At 61.5% G+C, this 26482-nt stretch carries 28 protein-coding genes and 1 tRNA gene; 7 read left to right on the top strand and 22 right to left on the bottom strand.

Translation table 11 applies throughout. The features are described from left to right. Positions 1-134: 134 nt before the first annotated feature. Together cysE and trmJ are read right to left on the bottom strand one after the other, a co-directional pair. Entirely contained in the window at positions 135-920 is a 786-nt protein-coding gene (gene cysE, locus H620_RS0101305) for a serine O-acetyltransferase (protein ID WP_023382216.1), read from the bottom strand. A gap of 3 nt (positions 921-923) precedes the next feature. Further along, entirely contained in the window at positions 924-1694 is a 771-nt protein-coding gene (gene trmJ / locus H620_RS0101310) for a tRNA (cytosine(32)/uridine(32)-2'-O)-methyltransferase TrmJ (RefSeq protein WP_023382217.1), read from the bottom strand. Positions 1695-1845: 151 nt separating this feature from the next. Here trmJ and suhB point away from each other — a divergent pair, with 151 nt between their 5' ends. Continuing rightward, complete coding sequence (gene suhB / locus H620_RS0101315; RefSeq protein WP_023382218.1) at positions 1846-2664, top strand: type III secretion system regulator SuhB; 819 nt, start codon at positions 1846-1848, stop codon at positions 2662-2664. 98 nt (positions 2665-2762) lie between these two features. On the opposite strand, the gene H620_RS0101320 is transcribed toward suhB, so the two are convergent. The 6 genes from H620_RS0101320 to queA all read right to left on the bottom strand — a co-directional run bounded on the left by H620_RS0101320 (position 2763) and on the right by queA (position 8827). Then, positions 2763-3305 (bottom strand): glycine zipper 2TM domain-containing protein, encoded by a 543-nt coding sequence (locus H620_RS0101320; RefSeq protein WP_023382219.1) that lies wholly within the window; start codon positions 3303-3305, stop codon positions 2763-2765. A gap of 119 nt (positions 3306-3424) precedes the next feature. Further along, entirely contained in the window at positions 3425-4333 is a 909-nt protein-coding gene (gene secF, locus H620_RS0101325) for a protein translocase subunit SecF (RefSeq protein WP_023382220.1), read from the bottom strand. A 10-nt stretch (positions 4334-4343) separates the two neighbouring features. After that, positions 4344-6206, bottom strand: coding sequence for a protein translocase subunit SecD (gene secD / locus H620_RS0101330; protein ID WP_027906608.1), 1863 nt, complete (start codon positions 6204-6206; stop codon positions 4344-4346). A 63-nt stretch (positions 6207-6269) separates the two neighbouring features. Beyond that, a complete protein-coding gene (gene yajC / locus H620_RS0101335) occupies positions 6270-6605 on the bottom strand; it encodes a preprotein translocase subunit YajC (RefSeq protein ID WP_023382222.1) in 336 nt (111 codons plus the stop codon). A gap of 42 nt (positions 6606-6647) precedes the next feature. Then, on the bottom strand, positions 6648-7763 hold the full coding sequence (tgt, locus tag H620_RS0101340; protein WP_162144435.1) for a tRNA guanosine(34) transglycosylase Tgt: 1116 nt from the start codon (positions 7761-7763) through the stop codon (positions 6648-6650). Positions 7764-7777: 14 nt separating this feature from the next. Continuing rightward, entirely contained in the window at positions 7778-8827 is a 1050-nt protein-coding gene (gene queA / locus H620_RS0101345; protein WP_023382224.1) for a tRNA preQ1(34) S-adenosylmethionine ribosyltransferase-isomerase QueA, read from the bottom strand. Positions 8828-8934: 107 nt separating this feature from the next. On the opposite strand from queA, the gene H620_RS0101350 reads away from it, so the two are divergent. The 4 genes from H620_RS0101350 (at position 8935) to H620_RS0101365 (ending at position 11614) form a co-directional block, all read left to right on the top strand. Beyond that, positions 8935-9019 (top strand) — tRNA-Leu (locus tag H620_RS0101350). Positions 9020-9325: 306 nt separating this feature from the next. Then, positions 9326-9979 (top strand): trypsin-like peptidase domain-containing protein, encoded by a 654-nt coding sequence (locus H620_RS0101355; RefSeq protein ID WP_027906609.1) that lies wholly within the window; start codon positions 9326-9328, stop codon positions 9977-9979. 84 nt (positions 9980-10063) lie between these two features. Then, entirely contained in the window at positions 10064-10543 is a 480-nt protein-coding gene (locus tag H620_RS0101360) for a GNAT family N-acetyltransferase (protein WP_023382242.1), read from the top strand. A 183-nt stretch (positions 10544-10726) separates the two neighbouring features. Beyond that, positions 10727-11614: a bestrophin family protein gene (locus tag H620_RS0101365; protein ID WP_027906610.1), complete on the top strand. Its 888-nt coding sequence runs from the start codon at positions 10727-10729 to the stop codon at positions 11612-11614. 46 nt (positions 11615-11660) lie between these two features. Here the strand turns inward: H620_RS0101365 and phnE are convergent, their stop codons facing one another. The 4 genes from phnE to H620_RS0101385 are packed head-to-tail and all read right to left on the bottom strand — an operon-like array spanning position 11661 to position 14891. Then, positions 11661-12428, bottom strand: coding sequence for a phosphonate ABC transporter, permease protein PhnE (gene phnE, locus H620_RS0101370; RefSeq protein ID WP_023382245.1), 768 nt, complete (start codon positions 12426-12428; stop codon positions 11661-11663). Next, positions 12425-13252 (bottom strand): PhnE/PtxC family ABC transporter permease, encoded by an 828-nt coding sequence (locus H620_RS0101375; protein ID WP_027906611.1) that lies wholly within the window; start codon positions 13250-13252, stop codon positions 12425-12427. Before H620_RS0101375 ends, phnE begins: the two co-directional genes overlap by 4 nt. After that, the gene (locus H620_RS0101380; protein WP_023382247.1) at positions 13246-14040 is read right to left on the bottom strand and encodes a phosphonate ABC transporter ATP-binding protein; all 795 of its coding nucleotides are present in this window, start codon (positions 14038-14040) and stop codon (positions 13246-13248) included. The genes H620_RS0101375 and H620_RS0101380 overlap by 7 nt, the downstream gene beginning before the upstream one ends. After that, positions 14037-14891 carry a putative selenate ABC transporter substrate-binding protein gene (locus tag H620_RS0101385; protein WP_027906612.1) on the bottom strand — a complete coding sequence of 285 codons (855 nt, stop codon included), beginning with the start codon at positions 14889-14891 and terminating at the stop codon, positions 14037-14039. The genes H620_RS0101380 and H620_RS0101385 overlap by 4 nt, the downstream gene beginning before the upstream one ends. A gap of 128 nt (positions 14892-15019) precedes the next feature. Between H620_RS0101385 and selD the strand changes: the two genes are divergently transcribed. Together selD and mnmH are read left to right on the top strand one after the other, a co-directional pair. Further along, positions 15020-16054 carry a selenide, water dikinase SelD gene (selD, locus tag H620_RS0101390; RefSeq protein ID WP_023382249.1) on the top strand — a complete coding sequence of 345 codons (1035 nt, stop codon included), beginning with the start codon at positions 15020-15022 and terminating at the stop codon, positions 16052-16054. Continuing rightward, positions 16054-17151 (top strand): tRNA 2-selenouridine(34) synthase MnmH, encoded by a 1098-nt coding sequence (mnmH, locus tag H620_RS0101395; protein WP_027906613.1) that lies wholly within the window; start codon positions 16054-16056, stop codon positions 17149-17151. Before selD ends, mnmH begins: the two co-directional genes overlap by 1 nt. Positions 17152-17256: 105 nt before the next feature. On the opposite strand, the gene H620_RS0101400 is transcribed toward mnmH, so the two are convergent. The 10 genes from H620_RS0101400 to cyoA all read right to left on the bottom strand — a co-directional run bounded on the left by H620_RS0101400 (position 17257) and on the right by cyoA (position 26245). Then, positions 17257-17643: a lysozyme inhibitor LprI family protein gene (locus H620_RS0101400; RefSeq protein WP_023382251.1), complete on the bottom strand. Its 387-nt coding sequence runs from the start codon at positions 17641-17643 to the stop codon at positions 17257-17259. 21 nt (positions 17644-17664) lie between these two features. Then, on the bottom strand, positions 17665-18204 hold the full coding sequence (locus tag H620_RS0101405) for a hypothetical protein (protein WP_023382252.1): 540 nt from the start codon (positions 18202-18204) through the stop codon (positions 17665-17667). 53 nt (positions 18205-18257) lie between these two features. Then, positions 18258-18821, bottom strand: coding sequence for a GNAT family N-acetyltransferase (locus tag H620_RS0101410; RefSeq protein WP_027906614.1), 564 nt, complete (start codon positions 18819-18821; stop codon positions 18258-18260). A gap of 543 nt (positions 18822-19364) precedes the next feature. Beyond that, a complete protein-coding gene (locus H620_RS0101415; RefSeq protein WP_023382254.1) occupies positions 19365-19748 on the bottom strand; it encodes a YkgJ family cysteine cluster protein in 384 nt (127 codons plus the stop codon). Between the two features lie 150 nt (positions 19749-19898). Beyond that, positions 19899-21107 carry an alanine transaminase gene (gene alaC, locus H620_RS0101420; protein ID WP_023382255.1) on the bottom strand — a complete coding sequence of 403 codons (1209 nt, stop codon included), beginning with the start codon at positions 21105-21107 and terminating at the stop codon, positions 19899-19901. A gap of 313 nt (positions 21108-21420) precedes the next feature. After that, a complete protein-coding gene (gene cyoE, locus H620_RS0101425) occupies positions 21421-22308 on the bottom strand; it encodes a heme o synthase (protein ID WP_023382256.1) in 888 nt (295 codons plus the stop codon). A gap of 11 nt (positions 22309-22319) precedes the next feature. Continuing rightward, entirely contained in the window at positions 22320-22652 is a 333-nt protein-coding gene (gene cyoD / locus H620_RS0101430; protein ID WP_023382257.1) for a cytochrome o ubiquinol oxidase subunit IV, read from the bottom strand. Beyond that, positions 22652-23275, bottom strand: coding sequence for a cytochrome o ubiquinol oxidase subunit III (gene cyoC / locus H620_RS0101435; protein ID WP_027906615.1), 624 nt, complete (start codon positions 23273-23275; stop codon positions 22652-22654). The genes cyoD and cyoC overlap by 1 nt, the downstream gene beginning before the upstream one ends. Before the next feature lie 3 nt (positions 23276-23278). Then, positions 23279-25297: a cytochrome o ubiquinol oxidase subunit I gene (gene cyoB, locus H620_RS0101440; RefSeq protein ID WP_023382259.1), complete on the bottom strand. Its 2019-nt coding sequence runs from the start codon at positions 25295-25297 to the stop codon at positions 23279-23281. 3 nt (positions 25298-25300) lie between these two features. After that, positions 25301-26245: a ubiquinol oxidase subunit II gene (gene cyoA, locus H620_RS0101445; protein ID WP_023382260.1), complete on the bottom strand. Its 945-nt coding sequence runs from the start codon at positions 26243-26245 to the stop codon at positions 25301-25303. Between the last annotated feature and the right edge of the window lie 237 nt (positions 26246-26482).

Consider the following 26482-nt stretch of genomic DNA (forward strand, 5'->3'; position numbering starts at 1 on the left):
ATTCCCGAGCATTTAAGTCAACTATTAGACCTACTGCTTTAGTCGGGTTTGCATGCGGGAGGCGGGCGCGATTGTAGCAGCAATGGGGCGTGAGCACACGCCCCATGTATCAGTATGCCTTCAGCCTGGCGCGATCAATGCGGCTGAGTGTCGCGCTGGGCCGGCTGCACGATCTCGGCGAAGTCGTCATCGGGCAGGGCCGGCAACTTCGTGGCACAGTAGTCGCTGCCCATCTTGGTCAAGGCACCGCACATGCCTTCCAGGCGGTCGTCGACCGCCTGCAGGTGGTCGAGCATCTGACCGATGGCGCGGGCCACCGGGTCCGGCATGTCGCCACTGACGCCATAGGCATCGAAGCCGATCTTTTCGGCCATGGCCTTGCGCTTGGCCTCGACTTCGTTGTCGTCGGACTTGACGATGATACGCCCCGGAATACCCACGGCGGTCGCACCGGCCGGCACCGCCTTGGTCACCACCGCATTGGAGCCGATCTTGGCCCCTGCCCCGACAGTGAACGGTCCCAACACCTTGGCGCCAGCCCCCACCACGACACCGTTCTCCAGCGTCGGGTGGCGCTTGCCTTTGTTCCAGCTGGTGCCACCCAGCGTCACGCCCTGGTACAGCGTCACATCATCCCCGATCTCGGCGGTTTCGCCGATCACGATACCCATGCCATGGTCGATGAAAAAGCGCCGACCGATGGTCGCCCCCGGGTGGATCTCGATCCCGGTCATCCAGCGGCCGAAATTCGAAACCAGGCGAGCCAGCCACTTGAAATCGCGCTTCCAAAGGGCATGCCCGAGCCGATGCAGCCAGATGGCGTGCATGCCCGGGTAGCAGGTGAGCACCTCGAAGGCATTGCGCGCCGCAGGGTCACGGTGGAAAACGCTTTGGATATCTTCACGCAGACGCTCGAACATCTGTCAGTCCTTCCGCTTATGCGGCTCGCCCCGTGCGACCTTCTGGGTCTCGGTGAGGATGCCGCGCAAAATGCTCATTTCCGAACGATTGACCGCGCTGCGCCCATACAGCCGACGCAAGCGTGGCATCAGGTGCTTGGGCTTCTCAGGGTCAAGGAAGCCGATGTCCACCAGGGTTTTCTCCAGGTGTTCATAGAACAGCTCCATCTCGTCCATGGTCGCCAGCTCGTTGCTGCGCAGCGAGTTGGCTTCGAACTTCTCGACTTTCGAGGGCGCACCCTCTGCCGCCAGCCAGGCCATGCGCACTTCATAGGAGAGCACCTGGACGGCGGCAGCAAGGTTCAGCGAGCTGAAGTCGGGGTTCGACGGAATGTGCACGTGGAAGTGACATCGCTGCAGTTCTTCGTTGGTCAGGCCGGCGTGCTCGCGCCCGAACACCAGGGCGATCTCTTCGCCACCGCGGGCATGCTCCACCGCCTTGGCCCCGCACTCGCGGGGATCGATCAACGGCCACGGGATGCTGCGCTCACGGGCACTGGTGCCCATGACCAGGCTGCAGCCGACCAACGCCTGCTCGAGGCTGTCGACCACCTGGGCATTGTCCAGCACATCGTCGGCGCCGGAGGCGCGGGCGGTGGCATCGACCGCCGGGAACTCTTTTGGCTGCACCAGCACCAGACGCGACAAGCCCATGTTTTTCATGGCACGCGCAGCGCCGCCGATGTTGCCGGGGTGGCTGGTATTGACCAGAACAACACGAATATTTTGCAGCAAGGTGTTGTGCTCTCAGATGCAGGTTTGGGGGGTAACGATCTTACAGAACCGACCAGCGTAACGCCATGAAAGCAAATGTGACACTTCTGCCGCCAAAGTTTTCTGCTAGAATGATCGGCTTTCTTCTTTAACATCTCCAGGTGACCCTCCCATGCAGCCTATGCTGAATATCGCCCTGCGCGCCGCTCGCAGCGCCAGTGAACTGATTTTCCGCTCCATCGAACGCCTGGACAGCATCAAAGTCGATGAGAAAGAGGCCAAGGACTACGTCTCCGAGGTCGATCGCGCCGCCGAGCAAACCATCGTCAATGCCCTGCGCAAGGCCTACCCGAACCACTCCATCCAGGGTGAAGAGACCGGCTTGCACGCGGGTACCGGCGAAGAAGGCAAGGACTACCTGTGGATCATCGATCCACTGGACGGCACCACCAACTTCCTGCGCGGCATCCCTCACTTCGCCGTGAGCATTGCCTGCAAATACCGTGGTCGCCTGGAGCATGCCGTAATCGTCGACCCTGTGCGCCAGGAAGAATTCACCGCCAGCCGTGGCCGTGGCGCCCAACTCAATGGCCGCCGCCTGCGCGTCAGCTCGCGCACCAGCCTGGAAGGCGCCCTGCTGGGTACCGGCTTCCCGTTCCGTGACAACCAGATGGCCGACATGGACAACTACCTGGGGATGTTCCGCGCGCTGACCGGCCAGACCGCCGGCATCCGCCGCGCTGGCTCCGCCAGCCTGGACCTCGCCTATGTAGCCGCCGGCCGCTTCGACGCCTTCTGGGAGTCGGGCCTGTCCGAGTGGGACATGGCAGCAGGCGTACTGCTGATCCAGGAAGCAGGCGGCCTGGTAAGCGACTTCAACGGTGGCCACGACTTCCTCGACAAAGGCCACATCGTTGCCGGCAACATCAAGTGCTTCAAGGCGGTACTGACAGCCATCCAGCCGCACCTGCCAGAGCACATGAAGCGTTAAGCGCGCATTGCACGCACGAAAAAGCACCCCGAGGGGTGCTTTTTTTGTGCCTGTAGCAGCGGCGCTGACTAGGTGAACCGCGCCGACCTGAGCCCCTCTTACTGCTGGGCGTCGCTCAGGATCAGCTGGCCATTCTTGTCCACCGGAATGGTCGAGCCAGGTTCGTGATCCATTTTCACCCGACCCACTTTGTCACCGATGGAATAGGTCACGTTGTACCCGACCACCTTCTCACTGACGTCATGCACCGTGCTGCAGCGCGTCTGGGTGGTGGTGTAGGTGTCGCGCTCCTGCATACCTTCTTGCACCTTGTTACCGGCATAGCCACCACCGACCGCACCGGCCACGGTGGCGATCTTCTTGCCGGTACCACCCCCGATCTGGTTACCCAGCAGGCCACCGGCAATGGCACCGACTACGGTACCGGCGATCTGATGCTGGTCCTTGACCGGAGCCTGACGGGTTACCGCCACGTCCTTGCAGACCTCTCGCGGCGTTTTCACCTGCTGCTTGATCGGCTGAACGTCGGTGACTTGAGCATACTCGGGGCCTTTGTTCACCAAGCTGTAGGTCGCCACAGCACCTCCGGCGGTAACACCGACAGCACCCAGAACCGCACCCACCAGCATTGATTTGTTCACGTGAACCTCCTGATCGTACCCGCGGGACTCACCCGCCTTCTCCCTGCCTTGGAACGAAAAAAAAGGCGCGAGTTCAACACTCGCGCCTTTTGAGGTGCCGGATGGCGAAGGATCGATCGTTAAGGACGGTCGTCCACACCCTCGGTCTTGGCAGGCGGAATCAGGTCTTCACTGCTCAGATTCAGCCAGATCAGCACCACGTTGGCGATGTAGATCGACGAATAGGTACCGGCCATGACACCGATGAACAACGCCAGCGAGAAGCCAAAGAGGTTGTCGCCACCGAAGAACAGCAGGGCCGCGATCGCCAGCAAGGTCGATACCGACGTGGCGATGGTGCGCAACAGGGTCTGGGTGGTCGAGACGTTGATGTTCTCGATCAGCGAGGCCTTGCGCATCACCCGGAAGTTCTCACGCACCCGGTCGAACACGACGATGGTGTCGTTCAGCGAGTAACCAATGATCGCCAGCACGGCCGCCAGCACCGTCAGGTCGAAGGTGATCTGGAAGAACGACAGGATGCCCAGGGTCACCACGACGTCGTGGATAAGCGAAACGATGGCACCGACCGCGAACTTCCATTGGAAGCGGAAGGCCAGGTAGATCAGGATGCCGCCCAAGGCCAGCAGCATGCCCAGGCCGCCCTGGTCGCGCAGCTCTTCACCCACCTGCGGGCCGACGAACTCGACGCGCTTGACGGTCGCCGGGTTGTCGCCGCCAGCCTTCTGCAAGGCGGCAGCCACCTTGTTGCCCAGCTGCGGGTCATCGCCCGGCATACGCACCAAAAGATCGGTGGTGGCGCCGAAGCTCTGCACCACGGCTTCGTGGAAGCCCGAATCGACAAGCTCTGCCCGGACGGCCTTGAGGTCGGCGGGGCGCTCGTAGGTCAGCTCGATCAGCGTACCGCCAGTGAAGTCCAGGCCGAAGTTGAGACCCTTCTGCCACCAGCTGAACAGTGCCAGTACGGTGAGGAGCACAGTGATGGCGAACGCGACATTGCGCACGCCCATGAAGTTGATGGTTTTCATCGCAGCTCCCTCAAACCCACAGCTTCTTGATGTCACGCCCGCCGCAGGTCAGGTTGACCATGGCGCGGGTCACCATGACGGCGGTGAACATCGAGGTGAAAATCCCGAGGGACATGGTGACCGCGAAGCCCTTGACCGGGCCAGTGCCCATGGCGAACAGGATGCCACCCACCAGCAGGCTGGTCAGGTTGGCGTCGATGATCGCGGTATAGGCGCGGTTGAAACCTTCGTGAATGGCACGCTGCACCGACATGCCGGCATTCAGCTCCTCACGAATACGCGAGAAGATCAGCACGTTGGCGTCCACCGCCATACCCATGGTCAACACGATACCGGCGATACCAGGCAGGGTCAGGGTCGCGCCCAGCAGCGACATCAGGGCCAACAGCAGCACCATGTTGCCCGCCAGGGCGATGGTGGCGATCACACCGAAAGCGCGATAGATGGCGATGATGAACAGCGAGACGAACAGCATGCCCCACAGGGACGCATCGATACCCTTGGTGATGTTGTCGGCACCCAGGCTCGGGCCAATGGTACGTTCTTCAGCGAAGTACATCGGCGCGGCCAGACCACCGGCACGCAGCAGCAGCGCCAGCTCGGAAGATTCGCCCTGGCCATTGAGGCCGGTGATGCGGAACTGGCTGCCCAGAGGCGACTGGATGGTCGCCAGGCTGATGATCTTCTTCTCTTCCTTGAAGGTCTGGACCGCGACGTCCTTCTCAACGCCGTCGACCATCTGCTTCTCGTAGCGAGTGACCGGCTTCTGCTCGATGAAGATCACCGCCATGCTGCGCCCGACATTGGAGCGCGTGGCACGGCTCATCAGTTCACCACCATGGCCATCAAGGCGAATGTTCACCTGTGGACGGCCATGCTCGTCGAAGCTGGCCTGGGCATCGGTCACCTGGTCACCGGTGATGATCAGACCCCGCTCGACTGCAGCGGAACGACCGCCTTCGCGGAACTCGAAGACCTCGGTAGTGGCCTTGGAGGCACCGGGTTCGGCACCGAAGCGGAACTCGAGGTTGGCGGTTTTACCCAGGATACGCTTGGCCTCGGCAGTGTCCTGCACGCCTGGCAGCTCGACCACGATACGGTTGGCGCCCTGACGCTGTACCAGCGGCTCGGCCACGCCCAGCTCGTTGACGCGGTTGCGCACGGTGGTGAGGTTCTGCTTGATCGAGTATTCGCGGATCTCAGCGACTTTCGCCTGGGTCAGCGCCAGACGCAGCACCGCGACATCGTTGCGCTCGGTGGTGGTCAGGTCGAAATCATTGAAATTCTTGCGGATCAGGACACGTGCCTGCTCGCGGGTAGCATCGTCAGCGAAGCCCAGCATGATCCCGCCATCCTGCTGCGGCAGGCTGCGGTAGCGGATGCGCTCTTTGCGCAGCAAGGTCTTCACCTCGCCTTCGTAGACCTTCATGCGGGCCGTCATGGCCTTGTCCATGTCCACTTCCAGCAGGAAGTGCACACCACCGGACAGGTCCAGGCCGAGCTTCATGGGGCTTGCACCCAGGTTGCGCAGCCACTGCGGGGTGGTTTGCGCCAGGTTCAGGGCCACGACGTACTCATCGCCCAGTACCTTGCGTACCACATCCTTGGCTGGAAGCTGGTCTTCCTGGTTGGTCAGACGCACCAGACCACTGCCCTTTTCGCCCAGGCTCGCGCCCTTGACGGCGATGCCGGCATCGACCAGCGCCTTGGTAGCGCGGTCCAGGTCGGCCTGGCTCACGTGCAGCGCGGAACTGGCGCCGCTGATCTGCACCGCCGGATCATCCGGGTAGAGGTTGGGAGCGGAATAAATAAAGCCGATCGCCAGTACCAGCACGATCAGTGCGTATTTCCACAGAGGGTATTTGTTCAGCATCACGCCGCCCGTTCAAGACGCGGGGCGCGTTGCGCGCCCCGACTGGTAAGAAAAAACGGTAACTCAGATAGCCTTGAGCGTACCTTTTGGCAGGGTCGCAGCCACGGCGCCCTTCTGGAACTTCAGCTCGACGTTGTCGGAAACTTCCAGAACCACGAAATCATCGGAAACCTTGACGATCTTGCCAGCGATACCGCCGTTGGTGACAACTTCGTCACCTTTCTGCAAGTTGCTCAGCAGGTTCTTCTGCTCCTTGGCACGCTTGGCCTGAGGACGCCAGATCATCAGGTAGAAGATGACCAGGAAGCCAACCAGGAAAATCCACTCGAAGCCAGTACCGGCGGGGCCGGCGGCAGGTGCAGCAGCATCCGCGTAAGCGGCGGGAATCAAGAAGCTCATTGGGCACTCCAGTTGCTAAGTTTTAATAATAAGAGCGAACAGTCAGTCCAAAGGCGGCACAGGCAGCCCGCGTTTGGCATAAAAGGCGTCGACAAAGGCGGCCAATTTACCCTGTTGAATAGCCTCGCGTAAACCGGCCATCAAGCGCTGGTAATGGCGCAAGTTGTGGATGGTATTCAGCATGCTGCTCAACATTTCGCCGCACTTGTCCAAGTGATGGAGATAGGCACGGGAGAAGTTGGTGCAGGTGTAGCAATCACAGGTCGGGTCCAGCGGCGAATCATCGTGGCGATGGAACGCATTGCGGATCTTGATCACCCCTGTATCGACGAACAGATGGCCGTTACGCGCGTTGCGCGTCGGCATCACGCAGTCGAACATGTCGACGCCGCGGCGCACACCCTCAACGAGATCTTCCGGTTTGCCTACCCCCATAAGGTAACGAGGTTTGTCAGCAGGCATCTGCGCCGGCAGGTAATCCAGCACCTTGATCATTTCGTGCTTCGGTTCGCCCACCGACAGGCCGCCAATGGCAAGGCCGTCGAAGTCGATGTTGACCAACGCTTCCAGCGAGCGCATGCGCAGGTCCTGGTACATGCCACCTTGGACGATGCCGAACAGTGCCGCTGTGTTGTCACCATGGGCGTTCTTTGATCGCTGGGCCCAGCGCAGCGACAGCTCCATGGAGGTGCGCGCCACGTCGTGCTCGGCCGGATACGGCGTGCACTCGTCGAAGATCATGACGATGTCCGAACCCAGGTCGCGCTGGACCTGCATGGACTCTTCAGGGCCCATGAACACCTTGGAGCCGTCCACCGGCGAGGCGAAGGTCACGCCCTCTTCCTTGATCTTGCGCATGGCACCCAGGCTGAATACCTGGAAACCACCGGAGTCGGTGAGGATAGGGCCTTTCCACTGCATGAAATCGTGCAAGCCGTTGTGCTTCTTGATCACCTCGGTACCTGGACGCAGCCACAGGTGGAAGGTATTGCCGAGGATGATCTCGGCGCCGATGGCCTCGATGTCACGCGGCAGCATGCCCTTGACCGTGCCATAGGTACCCACCGGCATGAACGCCGGGGTTTCCACCGTGCCACGTGGGAAGGTCAGACGGCCACGACGGGCCTTGCCGTCGGTGGCCAGCAGTTCGAAGGACATTCGACAGGTGCGACTCATGCTTGATCCTCTGGGCCGCGTGGCGCCGGATTGCGGGTGATGAACATGGCATCACCGTAACTGAAGAAGCGGTACCCCTGCTCGACCGCCGCCGCGTAGGCGGCCATGGTTTCGGGGTAACCGGCGAAGGCCGAGACCAGCATCAGCAGCGTGGACTCCGGCAGGTGGAAATTGGTGACCAGGGCGTCGACCACATGGAAGGGACGGCCTGGGTAGATGAAGATATCGGTGTCGCCGCTGAAAGCCTTGAGCACACCATCGCGGGCCGCGCTTTCCAGCGAACGTACGCTGGTAGTACCGACCGCCACCACTCGGCCACCGCGCGCACGGCAGGCATCGATGGCATCGACCACCTCCTGGCTCACCTCAAGCCACTCTTTGTGCATGTGGTGGTCTTCGATCTTGTCGACCCGCACTGGCTGGAAGGTGCCCGCCCCCACGTGCAGGGTGACGAAGGCCCGTTCCACGCCTTTGGCGGCGATTTTTTCCAACAACGCTTCGTCGAAGTGCAGCCCGGCAGTGGGTGCCGCTACCGCGCCCGCACGCTCGGCATACACAGTCTGGTAGCGTTCACGGTCGGCGCCTTCGTCCGGGCGGTCGATGTAGGGCGGCAACGGCATGTGCCCTACCCGCTCAAGCAACGGCAGCACCTCTTCGGTGAAGCGCAGTTCGAACAGCGTTTCGTGGCGCGCGACCATCTCGGCCTCGCCACCACCGTCGATGAGGATCAGCGAGCCGGCCTTTGGCGCCTTGCTGGAGCGCACATGGGCCAGAACCCGGTGGCTGTCGAGCACCCGTTCTACCAGCACCTCCAGCTTGCCGCCGGAAGCCTTCTGGCCAAACAGCCGCGCCGGGATCACCCGGGTATTGTTGAATACCATGAGGTCGCCAGGGCGCAGGTAGTCGAGCAGATCGGGGAACTGCTTGTGCGCCAGCGCCCCGCTAGGTCCATCGAGGACCAGCAGACGGCTACCATGGCGCTCGGCCAGCGGATGACGAGCGATCAGGGAATCGGGGAGTTCGAAAGAAAAATCGGCGACGCGCATGATGGTGTTCGGTTCGACAGGGCCGCAAAGTTTAGCCCAATGTGTGAAAATTGACTATGAAACACGATTGACCGACCCAAGACACCTCTCTATACTGCGCGCCACACGCCCTGATGGCGGAATTGGTAGACGCGGCGGATTCAAAATCCGTTTTCGAAAGGAGTGGGAGTTCGAGTCTCCCTCGGGGCACCAAATCCGAAGAAAACCGACCTTATGGTCGGTTTTTTTGTGCCTGTAACCAGGCTCCTGCCCTGTACCCTTGCTACCGCACCGAACCTGCCAATGACACGCCATTAATTGGCGCCACGCCAACGACTGTGCCGCCTGCAGCCATGCCTGGATTCTATTGGCCAGCAGCCAAGCCTCTACTTAGGATGTTATTCGTCGGATATACGCAGAAAGCATTGATCGAATGATGTCATCTGGCCATAGTTGCGCTCCCGTTTTTCCACCTCTGTGTGTGCCATGAAAAAAACCGCGCCCTGCCTGGCTGCAATGATGCTGCTCAGTGGGTGCAATGGAATGCCAACCTCCTACGTCTCAGATCCCGTCTACGACCAGGCTTTCGTGGTCACCTCAGGTGCTCCGCTGCCGATGCTGCTGATGGCCTCGGCCATTCAGTGGAATGAAGACTATGCGGTAACCGCCAAACACACGCCCTTCCTGCGCAACGTGGTCCACGAAGGCCTCGGCGACGTGGTGTTCTTCAAGCACAAGGCGGCGCAGGTTCCCACCTGGCGCCAGTATGTGCCGGGCGAGTCGGTCACGGCGGTAGGTTTCAACAGCTTCATGGTCCCCGTTCAGGGCACCGGTCATGCCCTGCCATCGCTGGTACGCCTGGAAGGTACGCCAGGCAGTGTGTTTTATTCGGTACACGACGGGCCGATGGTCAAGGGCATGTCTGGCGGCCCGGTGTTTGCTGGAGACGGCAAGGTGGTGGGTATCAGCGTCGCGTTCATCCCCACGAAGCAGATCGACGCGCAGAGCCGGCCGGACCTGGCCGGGCGTGAGCGCGTCAGTGTGTTCATGTCCTACAGCGAAATTGCCAAGGAATGGCGACGTTTCCAGTACCTGCAGGCGCGCAAGGCCAATCCTCGCGCGACGCCGCCAGCCATCAAGGGCTATGTGGCAACCGCCAACCCAGGAGGCTAAAGCGTTCAGGGGCAGCTTGTCCGATCGGCGCCACCGATGGAAGATGACGGACCATGAGCAATCATCAGTAAGGAACGCTGCCCCATGCTCCTGACACATCGCCCCGCGCAAACCGCCGATATACCCGTCATCTGCTGTTTCCCCCAAGGTCCGGACGAACTGTTCTACATGTTCCCCAAGGCCAGCTACCCGCTGACACCTGCTCAGTTGAGCGACGCCATCGCCCAGCGCAGTGGCTCGACGGTGGTCGAGGGCGAGGGCGTGGTTCTGGGCTTCGCCAACTTCTACAAGGCAGAAAGGGGCGGGGTTTGCGCATTGGGCAATGTCGTCGTGGCGCCGGCGGCGCGTGGCCGAGGGGTGGCGCGCTATCTGGTGCAACGCATGGTCGATCTGGCCCGCGAACAATTCGCGGCGCGGGAGGTGTGGGTGTCGTGCTTCAACCACAACACCGCGGGCCTGCTGCTTTATCCATCGCTTGGTTTCGCGCCCTTCGCAATCGAAGAACGGCACACCCCGGATGGCAAGCGGGTGGCGCTGGTGCAAATGAAGCAAGTGATAGGTTGACCCTTCACCTTTGCCAGGCTCTGCGTGAAAAGTCTTGAGACGAAGGTCAGGCTGTTTTCAACGCAGCCTCACCGAGTAGCAAGACTTTTCATACAGCGCCTAAAACCCTTGGTCCCGTTACAGCGAACCTTCCCTTCTCCTCGACGTCCGAACCTGCATCGCCCACGTTTCGAGGTAGCGCGTGTGAAGAACCTCATCGCCCGCCAGTACCGCCTGGTGGTGAAGACTTTCGGTTACATCGGTTGGTCGCTGTTCTGGCTGCTGATCTGGGATGTGCTGGTCACCATCGACTTCATGCTGTTCTTCAACAGCAAGTTCACCCTGCCACTGATCCCGCTGACCCTGCTGGGTTCGGCGCTGGTGGTGCTGGTGAGTTTTCGCAACAGCAGTGCCTATAACCGCTGGTGGGAGGCCAGGACACTCTGGGGCGCGTTGGTGAACAGCTCTCGCAGCTTTGCCCGGCAGACGCTGACTTTGATCGACGACCCCACGGAGGGCCTGAACCCGGCCAAGGCAACCCTGCTGCGCAGGCACATCGCCTACGTCAACTGCCTGGCGGCACACTTGAAGGGCGCGGCCTGCCCGGATGAACTGATGGCGTTCATCCCCTTGGACGAGTTCGAGCGGCGCAACCGTTCCAACAATTTCGCCAACGATATTCTCAGCGGTTCGGCAACCCTGTTGGCCAGGGAATACCAGGCTGGCCGCCTGGACAGCATCCGTCTGGCGCGGCTGGAGTCCACCCTGGTGGACCTCTCCAATGCCCAGGGCGGCATGGAACGAATCGCCAACACGCCCCTGCCCTACCCCTATGTGTATTTCCCACGGCTGTTCATCACCTTGTTCTGCCTGATCGTGCCAATCGGGCTGGTGGAATCGCTGGGGTGGTTCACGCCCCTGGCGTCGACGGTAGTGGGGTTCATGTTGCTGGCCATCGAGCGTATCGGCACCGACTTGCAGAGCCCGTTCAAGTTCAGCGAGCACCAAATCCAGATGGACACCATCTGCGAAACGATCGAGCGGAACCTGGAATCGATGCAGCGCGAGGCGCAGCGCGGGGAACGGGTGTAGGCGCCGGCTTGCCAGCGGGGGGGCCGCAAAGCGGCCGGTCCCTCTATCAGGCGCGCACGAACCGCTGGCGCAACAGATCACTCAACGCATCGACCAGCAGCACCAGCACCAGCATGGCAATGATCACCGTACTGGCCTGCGCTTCCTGGAACAGGCTCAAGGTGGTGTAAAGCATCTGCCCCAATCCCCCCGCGCCGACGAAACCCAGCACGCTGGCCATGCGGATGTTGTTTTCCCAGCGGTACAAACTGTAGGCCAGCAGCTGAGGCCAGAGGTTGGGCAACGTCCCGAAACAGAACGCAGCCAGCTGGCTACCACCTTGCAAACGAATGGCCGCCGCCGGTTCCGGTGACGCATTCTCCAACGCTTCGGCGAACAGACGCCCCAATACCCCGGCGGTATGCAGTGCCAGCGCCAGGGTACCGGCATTCGGCCCAAGCCCGGCAGCCAGCACCGTCAACGCAGCCCATACCAGTTCAGGTATGGCCCGCAGGGCGTTCAGCAGCAGGCGCGCGGCAGCCTGTAGCAGCCAGCCGAAACGCCCTGCCGCAGGCAATGCCAGCAGCATCCCCAAGCCCATTGCAAGCAGGGTGCCCATCCCGGACATGGCCAGGGTTTCCAGGGCACCACGCCCCACTGCGCGCAGGTGCTCGCCAGTCAGGTCAGGCCGCAGGAACCGCCCGGCATACTCACCCATCTGCCCCAGGCCACCGTTGCCGACCACCGCATGAAGATCCAGCTCAAGGTATGCGAAAGACGCCACCACCGCCGCGATGATGACAGCGACCACCAGCAGGTTGATCACCCGGTTCATGCCAACCTCCCCCGCAGGAAGCGGCTGAGTTGGTCGGCCAGAAATACCAGCACCAGAAACGCCAGCAGCATGCTTGCCACTTCAGCACCGGCGAACATGCGCATCGAGAGGTCTATCTGCTGGCCAAGCCCACCGGCGCCGACGAAGCCCATCACCACCGAAGCGCGCACCGCGCACTCCCAGCGGTATACGGTGTAGGACACGACCTCGGCTCCAGCCGTGGGCAGAATGCCGTAGAAGAATGCGGTCAGTCGGCCACTGCCGGCCTGCAGCAACGCATGGGCCGGGCGCTGGTCGACCGACTCGAAGATCTCTGCGTAGACCTTGCCGAGCATACCGCTGTAGGTAATGGCGATGGCCAGTACCCCGGCTGTCGGCCCCAGCCCCACGGCGCGCACGAACAGCAGCGCCCAGACGATCTCCGGCACACTGCGCAGGAAGATCAGCAGGCCGCGCACGGGCATGCGCAACAACCGCGACCACAGCCCTGCCCTACCGCCCCTGGAGGCTGCGCGCAACGACAGGGCGCGGCTGGCCATCAGGCTGGCCGGCACCGCCAGCAGCAGCGCCAGGGCCATACCGGCAGTGGCCACGGCCAGGGTCTGCAACGTCGACTGATACAACAGCGCCAGGAACTCGTGGTCATGGGCTGGCGGCCAGAACGCGCGGGTGAAACTGGCGATCTGCTGCCGGTTCTCTGCCTGCAGCAACACACCAGGATCGAGCTCGCTCAACTGCAAACCGGGCCACAACAGGGCCACGGCAATCAGGCTCAGCAATAAGCGCGGCAGCAGCGCCGGGTCGCGGACATCGGATTTCAGCATCGTGGAATCTGTACCGTCAACGTCGGGCTGGTCGTGGGGGGCGACGCCAGTTGCTCGTTGGCATACAGCGCATCCAGGCGTGCTTCGCTGACCGCCGCCGCGGGGCAATCGAACGCCACCTGGCCATCACGGATGCCTACCACCCGAGGGAAATGCGCCAGAGCCAGGTCCACGGCATGCAGGCTCGCCACCAGGGTCACGCCATTGGTCATGGCGTGGCGGTTGAGCAAGGCCAGGCTGTGATCGGCCAACACGGGGTCCATGGCCGACACCGGCTCGTCGGTCAGCAACAGTTCAGGCTGCTGGTAAAGCGCCCGGGCGATGCCGACCCGCTGCAACTGGCCGCCAGACAACTGCCCGCACTGCACGAACAGTTTATCGGCCAGCCCCAGCTCGGCCAGCGCCTGACGCGCCCCCGGCACGTCGCTTGGGTAAAGCAGGTTGAGCAAGCCACGCAGGGTGCCCCACCGTCCGAGTCGGCCGGCCAGCACCGCCGTTACCACTCGCTGGCGCGGCGGCAAGGGCGGTGCCTGATGCACCAGCCCCACCCTCGTGCGCAAACGCTGACGAGCCCCTGCGGACAGGCTCCAGGGTTGTTCGCCAAACACCTCCAGGCGGCCGGCACTGGGCTCGATGGCCGTCGCCATCAGGTGCAACAGGCTGGATTTGCCAGCCCCTGAAGGACCGATGATCGCAACCCGTTCACCCTGCTCGATCCGCAGGTTGACGGCATTCAAGGCACGAACCTGGCCGTGCCGCAGGTCGACGTTGTGAAGATGGATAGTCACTTGAGCAGGCCGGCCTCACGTGCCGCTTGCTCGGTGCCTGCATAGTTCTCAGGCTGGGTCTCGATGAAGCGGCTGGCGGCCTGCAGGTCGAGGATCGCCTTGTGCTCCGGGTTGGCCGGGTCGAGGTCGAGGAAGGCCTTCTTGATCTTTTCCTTCAGCTGCGGATCCATGTTGCCGCGCACGGTCCAGTTGTAGTCGTAATAGGCCGGGGTAGTGGCAAACACCTTGACCTTGCTGGTGTCGACCTTGCCGGCATCGACCAGCTTCTGCCATACGCTGGCATTGAGCACGCCACCATCGACCTTGCCGGCCTGAACCCAGGCAACCGTCGCGTCGTGCGCACCGGAGTAGGCCACGCGGCTGAAGTAGCTCTCCGGCTTGATGTTGTCTTCCTTGAGCATGAAGTAACGCGGCATCAAGCTACCGGAAGTGGACGAGATCGAACCGAAGGCGAAGGACTTGCCCTTCAGGTCGGCCAGGCTCTTGACGTCCGGATTGGCAGTGATGAACTTGGAGGTGAATTGCGCGTCCTGTTCACGTTGTACCAATGGCGTAGCTTTGGGGTCCTTCAGGTGCACCTGGACGAAGGTGAAGCCTCCCAGCCAGGCCAGGTCCAAGCGGTCGGACGCCAGCGATTCGACCACTGCCGGGTAATCGGCCACCGGCACGAACTTCACGTCCATGCCCAGCTGCTTGGACAGATATTCTCCCAGCGGCTTGAACTTGCGCAGCAGTTCGGTTGGCGCTTCGTCTGGGATGGCACTGACTCGCAGGGTATCGGCAGCCTGGGCGATGACGGCGCAGCAAGACAGCGCAAGTCCGGCTGCAATGGCCAGAGGGCGTTTGAGCATTGGGGTTCTCCGGTTCAATAGCGGGGAAAGGGCCGGCATCCGCGCCGACCGTGGCAAGTATAAGAGTCCATGGCGCAAAGACCAGCTTTGCTACAATCGCGCAACATCATTGAGCGCACGAGGTGCATATGAGCGAGCCGATTCGCCTGACCCAATACAGCCACGGTGCCGGCTGTGGCTGCAAGATCTCTCCCAAGGTGCTGGACGTGATCCTCGCCGAAAGCGGTGCACAGGCCCTCGACCCGAAGCTCTGGGTGGGCAATGCCTCCCGCGACGATGCCGCCGTCTACGCACTGGACGATGAACGTGGCGTGGTCTCGACCACCGACTTCTTCATGCCCATCGTCGATGACCCGTACGATTTCGGCCGCATCGCCGCCACCAATGCGATCAGCGACATCTACGCCATGGGCGGCGACCCCTTGATGGCCATCGCCATTCTTGGCTGGCCGGTCAACGTACTGCCACCGGAAGTGGCTCGCGAGGTGATCCGTGGCGGGCGCGCCGTGTGCGCCGAAGCAGGCATTCCATTGGCAGGTGGCCACTCCATCGACGCCCCGGAACCGATCTTCGGCCTGGCCGTCACCGGCGTGGTCAGCAAGCATCACCTCAAGCGCAACGACACCGCTACCGTGGGCTGCCGTCTGTACCTGACCAAACCCTTGGGCATCGGCATCCTCACCACCGCCGAGAAGAAAGCCAAGCTGCGCGAACAGGACCACGGCCTGGCCCGTGACTGGATGTGCACCCTCAACACCCCCGGCAGCCGCTTTGGCAAGCTTGACGGCGTCAAGGCCATGACCGACGTGACCGGTTTCGGCCTGCTCGGCCATTTGGTGGAACTGGCCGAAGGCAGTGGCCTGACCGCGCACCTGAACTACACAGCCGTACCGCGTCTACCCAGTGTCGACCACTACCTGGCCGAGGGCTGCATCCCAGGAGGCACCCTGCGTAACTTCGACAGCTATGGCCACAAGATCGGCGCCTTGAGCGACGAGCAGAAGCACCTGCTGTGCGACCCGCAGACCAGCGGCGGCCTGTTGGTAGCCGTTACTCCAGAGGGTGAAGCGGAGTTTCTCGACGTAGCTGCAGCGCTTGGCCTGAAGCTCGCGCCGATCGGCGCGCTGGTCGAGCGACAGAGCCACGCGGTCGAGGTGATCTGATGCGCCCCGACTGCACCGATTTTCGCCAGCTGTTCCTCGACGACGCGCCCATGATGGACATGCGCGCGCCCATCGAGTTTGCCAAGGGGGCCTTCCCGGGCTCCGTCAACCTGCCGCTGATGACCGATCAGGAACGGCAGAAGGTTGGCACCTGCTACAAGCAACAAGGCCAGGCCGCCGCCATCACCCTGGGCCACCAACTGGTCAGCGGCACTACCAAGCGCGAGCGCCTGCATGCCTGGGCCAGCTTTGCCAAGGCCCACCCCGACGGATACCTGTACTGCGCCCGCGGCGGCCTACGCTCGCTGATCGTCCAGCAGTGGCTGCGTGACGAGGCCGGCATTGACTACCCACGCATCAAGGGTGGCTACAAAGCCATGCGCACGTTCCTGCTGGAAACCACCCTGCAGGCGGTGGCGCAATGCGATTTCGTGCTGGTGGGCGGCCTGACCGGCACCGGCAAGACCGATGTCTTGCACCAGCTGAGCAACGTGCTCGACCTGGAAGGCCATGCCAACCATCGCGGATCCAGTTTCGGCAAGCGTGCCACCGCACAGCCTTCGCAGATCGACTTCGAGAACCGCCTGGCCATCGACGTACTGAAGAAGCGCGCTCGCGGCATCGACCAGTTCGTGCTCGAGGATGAAGGCCGTATTGTCGGCAGTTGCTCGGTGCCGCTGGAGTTGTACCAGGGCATGCAGCAATATCCGATGGTGTGGTTGGAGGACAGCTTCGAGAACCGCGTGGAGCGCATCTTGCGCGATTACGTGGTCAACCTGAGCGCCGAATTCATCGCACTGCACGGCGAGGATCTTGGTCAACGACTGTTCGCCGAGCGCATGCTGCAAAGCATGAGCAATATCCACAAACGCCTGGGCGGCGAGCGTTTCCAGCGCTTGTCCGAGATCATGCGCCAGGCGCTGGACGAACAGCAGCGCTGCGGCGCGGTGGACCTGCACCGGGGTTGGATCGAGGGCTTGCTCAACGAGTACTACGACCCGATGTACGCCTACCAGCGCGAGGCCAAGGCCGAACGCATCGAGTTTGCCGGCGATGCACGCGAGGTGCGTGAGTACCTGAAGGCGCGGAAGCGATAAAGGATGGCTGCGCGACTTGCGCACTGACACCATCGCCGGCAAGCCGGCTCCGGCGAGGACTGCGCCAGGAATCGGCTTGCCGGCGAGCGTGACGGAGCCCCCACATCACTGCCCAGGGCTGAGCACCCGATCCAGCTCCCCCGCCCGCTCCCGAGTCATGTCCAGCATGCACATTCCACCTTCAAGCAGAGCCATGGTCCCGCCACTGGCCTGCACATGGAACTGGCAGTTGCCGTCGCGATAAGCGATCCACTGGCGCTGCACCTCCCGCAGACGCTTCTGCTGACCGGCATCGAGCTTGGCCATCAGCCGCTTGTAGACCCGGTTCAACCGCTGGTCCTGCAGCGCGGTCTCCTGTTGAATGCATGCACTCATTGCCGCCGTACTGGCCGCCTTGTCCATGCACTGGCCATAGCCCTGCGAGTTTTCCTCGGCCCATGCCTGCGGCAGCAAACCGGCCACTGCAAGGCCTATCAAAAAATGTCTGATCATCATCGTCCCTCCTGGCGAGCATCAGAATGCCCGCGGCTGCTCCGGCGGCATCAGCACCTTGCCAGGCTCGAAGCGCAACGATGGCATCTGCGTGGCGGCATAAAAGGTCACCCCAAGCGCCGCAATCAATGCCACATCCAGCCAGTTCCAACCTGGCACATCGTCACGGCTGCGGGCCTTCCAACACTGCCAGGCCTGGCCGGCACAGAACACGACGATTGCCGCCAGCCACAGGTAGAAGCCCGCACCAAAGCCGGTTCGCTCATGGAACTCATAGCTGATGTTATCGGGCAGGCGTTCAATGCCGAAGCTGCTGGCGGCGAGGTACAGCGCCCCCAAACCCAGCCCCAGGGCCAGCCGTCGGAAGCGCCGATGGCTCAGGAATGCCAATGCCAGCAGCGGATTGGCGAACCACTGGAACAACCCGAAGGGCACGCCCCAGGGCCCGTAAAGCAGCATCTGCAGTGCTGGCATGTGCCGATCAGCGCCCATCAGGGCGCCATCGAACGCCAGGCAGAGCAGGTACAAGGCGAGACTCAAGGTGAGGTAGAAAGCTGGCAAACGGCGGCTCCGTGCTCAATCGTCGAGATTGCCGACCATACAGCACCGGGCGGTCAGACGACAGGCGGCTCAAGTAACAGACCGTATATCCCCGAGTCGGACAGCTCGCCCGCCACGCACCAGCGTGCTCGCAGCGTGCCTTCCAATACGAATCCCTGGCGTTCCAGGGTACGGGCCGAACCGCTGTTGCGCGGGTCGATTTCCGCTTCAAGGCGGCGCATGTGCAAGGTGTGGGCGAGGTAATCGATGAAGCAGGTCAGCGCTTCATCCATGTAGCCCCTGCCCTGCACGGCGCTGGCCAGGCAATAGCCGATTTCGCCACGACGGGAGACGTCATCGATATTGAACAGCTGCACCATGCCGATCAGTGCGCCGTTGTCACGGCGATACATGCCCAGCTTGAGCTGGTCGCCATTGGCGTACGCTTCGCGGTCGGCGGCCAGTGCGCTCTGGGCTTCGGCAAGGTCTTGCCAGGGTGCGTGGTGCCAGTAACGCATGACCTCGGGGTCGGCCATGATCTTCAGCCATTGTGCAGCGTCGGCGTGGCGCATCGGGCGCAACTGCAGGCGCGGGCTGTCGAGGCAGAGGTCACTGGGGAAACTGCGGGGTGGGGTCACGCCGGATCTCCTGTCCATGGCTGGGGAGATGACAGTTTAACGTCATGTGGGGTGGGTGGGGGTATGGCTTGGGTTTGGAGTGGGCGGCGGGTGCATGTCTGGCGTTTGCGGTGGTGCTGAAACCGAGCGCCGCCCGCGCGGCGCATCGCGAGCAAGGCTCGCTCCTACGTCTGTTTCGGGCCAGTAACGCCAGTGACAGGCGCGCGCGACCGCCTTGTTTGTACGGCACGGTATCGCGCTATGCAGCCAGGCGTTCGCGTGCAAATCCCGCAGGACTCATTGGCCCGAAACAGACGTAGGAGCGAGCCTTGCTCGCGATGCGCCGCGCGGGCGGCGCTCGATCTCAAGAACGCTGCAGCTCTATCGGCGAACACGCCTCAAGCCCAGCACCACCGGCAGCTCATCGAAGGCGTGGTCGAGCCGGATGCCGGGCTGGATGACGTACAGGTCGCGACACGGCCAGACCGAAGTCTGCACGCGCACCGCCCCCTGCCCTACTGAAGCATTCGGTTTCAGATTCAGAACCTTCTTACAGCTGACGCTTCAGGCCACCTCGGCCCCATCATCCGGCCAATGCGGCTCGTTGGCCTCTGGTGGCGTCAACGGAGGCAGGCCATAGAACGCCCGCGCATCGTCGCAACTTGGATTATGCACCCCACCCTCCCAAGACGCCTCGAACTCGCGGCATGGGCTGGAACGGTTGGCGTAGATGGTGCACGCGACTTCCTTGCCAATCTCGCCCTGCAGGCTCACGCAGCGGCAAGGCTTGGCGTCGGTGCCGATCATGGCAACACGCGTCGGGTTGATTTGCACCACCAGGTCATCCGGCACAAGGCCGCCGGCAGACTGGCATTCGCCCCAGAAAAAGGACACACGGAAATACCCGCAGCAGGCGCCGCAGTCAAGGCAAGGGTTGTATTCGGACATGATGGCACGGAGGGAAGGTTGTTGTTATCGGGGTTGGCCCGCGCGCCATTTGTAATCGAAGCCAGGTCGGCTGAGAAGAGGGGTAATGCAAAAATAGTTTGCCGTTGATCCGGCAATGGCAGGGGCCGCTTCACAGCCCCTGCCCGTGTGCTATTTACGGGCCAGGCCGTCAGCTCGGAACATCTGGCGAATGCCGCGAATCGCCTGGCGAATCCGGTCCTGGTTCTCGATCAGGGCAAAGCGCACATGGTCATCGCCATAGTCCCCGAAGCCAATCCCCGGCGACACACAAACCTTGGCCTCGGCCAGCAGCTTCTTGGAAAACTCCAGCGAACCCAGGTGTGCGTACTGCTCCGGGATCTTCGCCCAGACATACATCGACGCCTTGGGGTTCTCGACCATCCAGCCCAGCTCGTGCAGCCCCTTGACCAGCAGGTTGCGCCGCTGGCGGTACTGCTCGGCGATATCACGCACGCATTGCTGGTCGCCCTCAAGTGCAGCAATCGCGGCCACCTGCAGCGGGGTGAAGGTACCGTAGTCGTGGTAGCTCTTGATCCGCGCCAGGGCGCTGACCAGCTCCGGGTTGCCGACCATGAAACCGATACGCCAGCCGGCCATGTTGTAGCTCTTGGACAGGGTGAAGAACTCCACCGCAATGTCCTTGGCCCCCGGAACCTGCATGATCGACGGCGCTTTCCAGCCATCGTAGACGATGTCGGCGTAGGCCAGATCGTGCACTACCAGCACGTCGTACTGCTTGGCCAACGCCACCACGCGTTCGAAGAAGTCCAGCTCCACGCATTGCGCGGTAGGGTTGGAGGGAAACCCAAGGATCATCATCTTCGGTTTGGGAATCGACTCGCGAATCGCTCGCTCGAGCTCGTTGAAAAAGTCCACACCCGGCACCAGCGGCACAGAACGCACCTGCGCGCCGGCGATGACCGCGCCATAGATGTGAATCGGGTAGCTCGGGTTGGGCACCAGCACCGTGTCGCCATGGTCGAGGGTGCCAAGCATCAGGTGCGCCAGGCCTTCTTTCGAACCGATGGTGACGATGGCTTCGCTTTCCGGGTCGATGTCGACCTCGTAGCGATCCTTGTACCAGTTGGAGATCGCACGACGCAGGCGCGGAATACCGCGCGAGGTGGAATAGCCATGGGTGTCTTCTCGCTGTGCGACCTGAACCAGCTTCTCGACGATGTGCGGCGGCGTGGCCCCGTCGGGGTTGCCCATGCTCAGGTCGATGATGTCCTCGCCACGGCGACGGGCCGCCATCTTGAGCTCGGCAGTGATGTTGAAGACGTAAGGGGGGAGACGATCGATGCGCGCGAAGCGGCGCGGCGAACCTGGATTGGCCATGGTTTCCTCTGAGAACGTAAGCGCCCGGAACCGTCCGAGCGACGCTGGCCGCTGCGGCGGCCTGAATCAGAAGATAATGCCGATACAGGTTATCTGTAAATGATAATTTCCTGTTTTGTTAGACCTTTTCAGACGATTTTATTGAATATTTCAAGTTCATGGTTTGACGAGCAGCCCTTTCGCCGACCAACCCGCTCCTACAGGATCAACCACATGCCTCGGAACGAGCTCACCGGCGAACGGGGCTGCACAGGAAGACGCCCATGAAAAACCCCGGCACATGGCCGGGGTCTTCGTGAAACAGGCGTCTGAATCAGCGTGCGTAGGTCATCAGTACGTCCGCAGCGGTCTGGCTGTCCACCGACATCATCACGCTAAGCGCAGTGACGGTGAGGATGGAGAAACCGAATACCTTGCGAGCCCACTTGTTGTCGTCCTCGGCCTTGTAGCCACCCCATGCCATATAGAGCCAGTACAGGCCCATGGCTGCTGCCACGGCCAGGTAGCCGAGGCCGGCGTAACCGCCGAGGGTAAGCATCAGGGTTGCGAGCACGAAGGCCAGCACGTACAGCACGATCTGCTTCTTCGCCGCCAGGATACCGCGAGCCACCGGCAAGACCGGAATGTTGGCAGCGCTGTAGTCCTTGAAGCGGAAGATGGCGATCGCGAAGCTGTGTGGCATCTGCCACAGGCTGAACATCACCAGCAGGGTCACTGCAGCCAGGTCGAAGTTGTTGCTCACGGCGCAGTAGCCGATCACCGGAGGCATGGCACCCGAAAGGCTGCCGACCAAGGTGCCGTGCACCGATTTGCGCTTCAGCCACAGGCTGTAGAAACCGACGTAGACGATGAAACCGATCAGCGCACAGAACGCCGACAGCGGGTTGGCCTGTACATACAGCAAGCTGAAGCCAGCCACCCCAAGCAGGGTGGCATAGGCCAGCGCGAGGGGCAGCGGCATGCCGCCCTGAACCATGACACGGTTCTTGGTGCGTTCCATCTTCTGGTCGATGTCGCGGTCGATGCAGTTGTTGAACACGCAACCGGACGCCACCACCAGAGAAGTCCCTACCACCACCGCCAGGAACAGGGCGAAATCCACATGGCCCTTCGCGGCAAGGAAGAAACCGCCTGCCACGGAAAGCACGTTACCGAAAATGATCCCCGGTTTGGTGATTTGGATAAAGTGCTTCACGGACATGCAGTCTTACCTCACTTGGCCATCATTTCGATGTGGATGTTGAACATGATCCACAGCGACAGGCCGACCAGCAGTGCAATAACCAGAGTGGTGAACAGGAACGTCGACACGTTGGAACGCTGCTCTTTCGAGCGGTCCATGTGCAGGAAGTACACGAGGTGCACTACTACCTGGATGACGGCCATGGCCACAACAACCAGAACGGTCAGGTTCTTCGGCAGGCTTGGGAACATCACCAGGCCGAACGGAATCGCAGTCAGGATGATCGACAGCACGAAGCCGATCATGTAGGACTTGACGCTACCGTGGTTACCTTCGTGATGAGTGTCGTGTGCGTTAGCCATTACAGAACCCCCAGCAGGTAGACGACGGTGAATACGCAGATCCAGACCACGTCCAGGAAGTGCCAGAACAGGCTCAGGCAGCTCATGCGGGTCTTGGCGGTCGGCGTGATGCCCTTGGTGCTGATCTGATACATCAGAACAGCCATCCAGATCAGGCCGGCGGTTACGTGCAGACCGTGGGTACCTACCAGCGCGAAGAACGCCGACAGGAAACCGCTGCGGTTCGGGCCGTAGCCTTCGTTGATCAGGTGATGGAACTCATAGATTTCCATCGCGATGAAGCCAGCACCGAACAGGAAGGTGATGGCCAACCAGCCCAGCACGCCGCCCTTGTTGCCTTTGAACATCTGCAGCATGGCGAAGCCGAAGGTGATCGACGACAGCAGCAGGAAGGCGGTTTCAACAGCTACGAAATCGAGCTGGAAGATGTCATGACCCGACGGGCCGCCGGCAAAACTGCCGGACAGCACCGCGTAGGTGGCGAAGAGCGACGCAAACAGGATGCAGTCGGTCATCAGGTACAGCCAGAAACCGAGGACGGTCATCTGGCCCGAGTCGTGGTGGTGGTCGTCATGCCCATGGTCGTGACCATGAGCAGCACCGTGCATTACTTGACTGGACATTGATTACACCCGCTCAAACGATTCGACACGTGCGCCGGCAGGCAGAGCACCTGCTTTGGCCAGCGCTTTCATGCGCTCGCCTTCGATGCGCGCCACTTCTTCGGCCGGAACCATGTAGCCCTGGTCGTCACGCGCAGCGTGGCGAACGAAGACAGCGATGGTTGCAACCAGGCTCGCGCCAACCAGCCACCAGATGTGCCAGATGAAGGCGAAGCCGAAGACGGTCAGGAACAGGCCCATGAACAAACCGGTAGAGGTGTTGCTCGGCATGTGGATCGCTTCGTACTTGGCCGGAGCCTTGTAGGCGACACCGGCTTCCTTGGCTTCGTGCCAGGCATCCAGGCCAACCTTCTCAGGCATGTGGGCGAAGTTGTAGAACGGAGGTGGCGACGAAGTCGACCATTCCAGGGTACGACCGCCCCACGGGTCGCCGGTCACGTCCAGGTTCTGGTTGCGGTCGCGGACCGAAACGTAGAGTTGGATCAGCTGGCAAGCGATACCGAACAGGATCAGCACGGCGCCGACGACGGCAACGTACAGGTAGGGTTCCCACAGTGGGTTGTCGGAGTGGTTCAGACGACGGGTCATACCCATGAAGCCCAAGGCATACAGAGGCATGAACGCTACGTAGAAGCCCGAGATCCAGAACCAGAAGGCAGCTTTGCCCCACTTCTCGTTCAGGGTGAAACCGAAGGCTTTCGGGAACCAGTAGGCGAAGCCGGCGATATAGCCGAATACCGCACCACCGATGATCACGTTGTGGAAGTGAGCGATTACGAACAGGCTGTTGTGCAGCACGAAGTCAGCACCCGGAACAGCCAGCAGAACGCCAGTCATGCCACCGATGGAGAAGGTGATCATGAAGCCCAGGGTCCACATGATCGGCGCGGTGAAGCGCAGACGGCCCTGGTAGATGGTGAACAGCCAGTTGAACAGTTTCACACCGGTCGGAATGGAGATCAGCATCGTCGCCAGACCGAAGAAGGTGTTGACGCTGGCGCCTGCACCCATGGTGAAGAAGTGGTGCAGCCATACAGCGAAGCCCAGAACGGCGATTGCGCCCGATGCGTAGATCATCGAGTGGTGGCCGAACAGACGCTTGCCAGCGAAGGTCGAGGTCACTTCCGAGAACACACCGAAGGCCGGCAGGATCAGGATGTAAACCTCAGGGTGACCCCACGCCCAGAACAGGTTGACGTACATCATCGGGTTCCCACCAAGCTCGTTGGTGAAGATGTGGAAGTCCAGATAACGGTCAACAGTCAGCAGCGCGAGTGCAGCGGTCAGGATCGGGAACGAAGCCACGATCAGCACGTTGGCCCAGGTGCAGGTCCAGGTGAAGATCGGCATGTCCATCAGCTTCATGCCAGGGGCGCGCATCTTCATCACGGTGACGAGGAAGTTCACGCCTGTCAGTGTCGTACCCAAGCCTGAGAGCTGTAGCGCCCAGATGTAGTAGTCGACACCCACCCCAGGGCTGTACTGAATGCCCGCGAGCGGCGGATAGGCAACCCAGCCGGTCTTGGCGAATTCACCAACGCCCAGCGAAATGTTGACCAACAGCACGCCTGCCAGCAGCAGGTAGAAGCTCAGGGAGTTCAGGAACGGGAAGGCAACGTCACGTGCACCGATTTGCAGAGGAACGGCAAGGTTCATCAGGCCGGTGAAGAACGGCATCGCCATGAAGATGATCATGATCACACCGTGAGCGGTGAAGATCTGGTCATAGTGTTCAGGCGGCAGGTAGCCTTCGGAGCCACCGGTGGCGGCGGCCAGCTGGGTACGCATCATGATGGCGTCGGCGAAGCCGCGCAGCAGCATGACCATCGCGACGATGATGTACATCACCCCGATTTTCTTGTGGTCGACCGTGGTCAGCCACTCAGTCCACAAGTAGGTCCACTTGCGGAAGTAGGTGATAGCACCGACCAAAGCGATACCACCGAGCGCGATAATGGCGAGTGTCACCATGACTATCGGCTCGTGATAGGGTATCGCCTCCAGGCTTAATTTACCGAACATCTCTTACTCCTCTGCACCGGCAGCTGGTTGCATACTCGATTCCACACCCTTGGTAGTGGCCAGATCTTTGCTGCCTGCTTCTTCGTGGCTCGGACGACCGCGGTTCATGCCTTCGTACTTGTCGACGATGATCTGGAACTGGTCAGGCGAGGCCTCGCTGTACAGCGCGACTGGGTTGTTTTCGCTTGGTTTGGCCAAGGCTTCGTATTCGGCCTTGTCCAGCTTCTTCGGCGACTGCTTGACCTCGGCGACCCACTTGTCGAAGTCTTCCTGGGAGGTTGCAGTGGCCTTGAATTTCATGCCGGTGAAGCCAGCGCCGCTGTAGTTGGCGCTGATACCGTCGAACTCGCCGTTTTCGTTGGCGATCAGGTGCAGCTTGGTGGTCATGCCGGCCATGGCGTAGATCTGGCCGCCCAGGCCCGGGATGAAGAACGAGTTCATCACGGCGTCGGAGGTGACGCGGAAGTTGACCGGGGTGTTAGCCGGGAAGACGATCTTGTTGACCGTGGCGATACCTTGCTCCGGGTAGATGAACAGCCATTTCCAGTCCAGCGCGACCACGTCGATCTGCACCGGCTTCACATCGGAATCCAGTGGACGGTACGGGTCCAGCTTGTGGGTGGAGTGGTAGGTGAACCAGCCCAGGGCGATGATGATCAGGATCGGGATGATCCACACCGCGGCCTCGATCTTGGTCGAGTGCGACCAGTCAGGGGTGTAGGTGGCGGCCTTGTTGGAAGCGCGGTACTTCCAGGCGAAAACCACGGTCATGATGATGACCGGAATCACCACCAGCAGCATCAGGCCGGTAGCGATAAGGATGAGGTTCTTTTGCTCAATGCCGACCTGACCTTTCGGGTCGAGCAGGGTCCAGTTGCACCCACTGAGTAAAAGCATGCCTAAAAAGGGCAATATGCCAAACAGTCTGGGGTAACGCTTTTTACTCATCTCACGACCTCTAGATCAGCTTGCTTCAATGCAATTTGTGTTTTGGTAGCCAACACTTCGTCCTGCCAAGTGCGGCATTTCGCGCCCGTACTCGCTCCTGCCCGGGGTCCGACTGCAGGAACCTTGGCGTCAAGCGGGTTAGCGGTGCTTATGGTTTCGTAGGCAACAGGCCTGTACTTCAGACCAAGTCCGTTTGGTGCGGGAAAACGCGGAGGGGGGTCCGCCCGGTATCGCCGT

Origin of the sequence: Pseudomonas taiwanensis DSM 21245 (assembly GCF_000425785.1) — a bacterium.
GTDB classification, from domain to species: domain Bacteria; phylum Pseudomonadota; class Gammaproteobacteria; order Pseudomonadales; family Pseudomonadaceae; genus Aquipseudomonas; species Aquipseudomonas taiwanensis.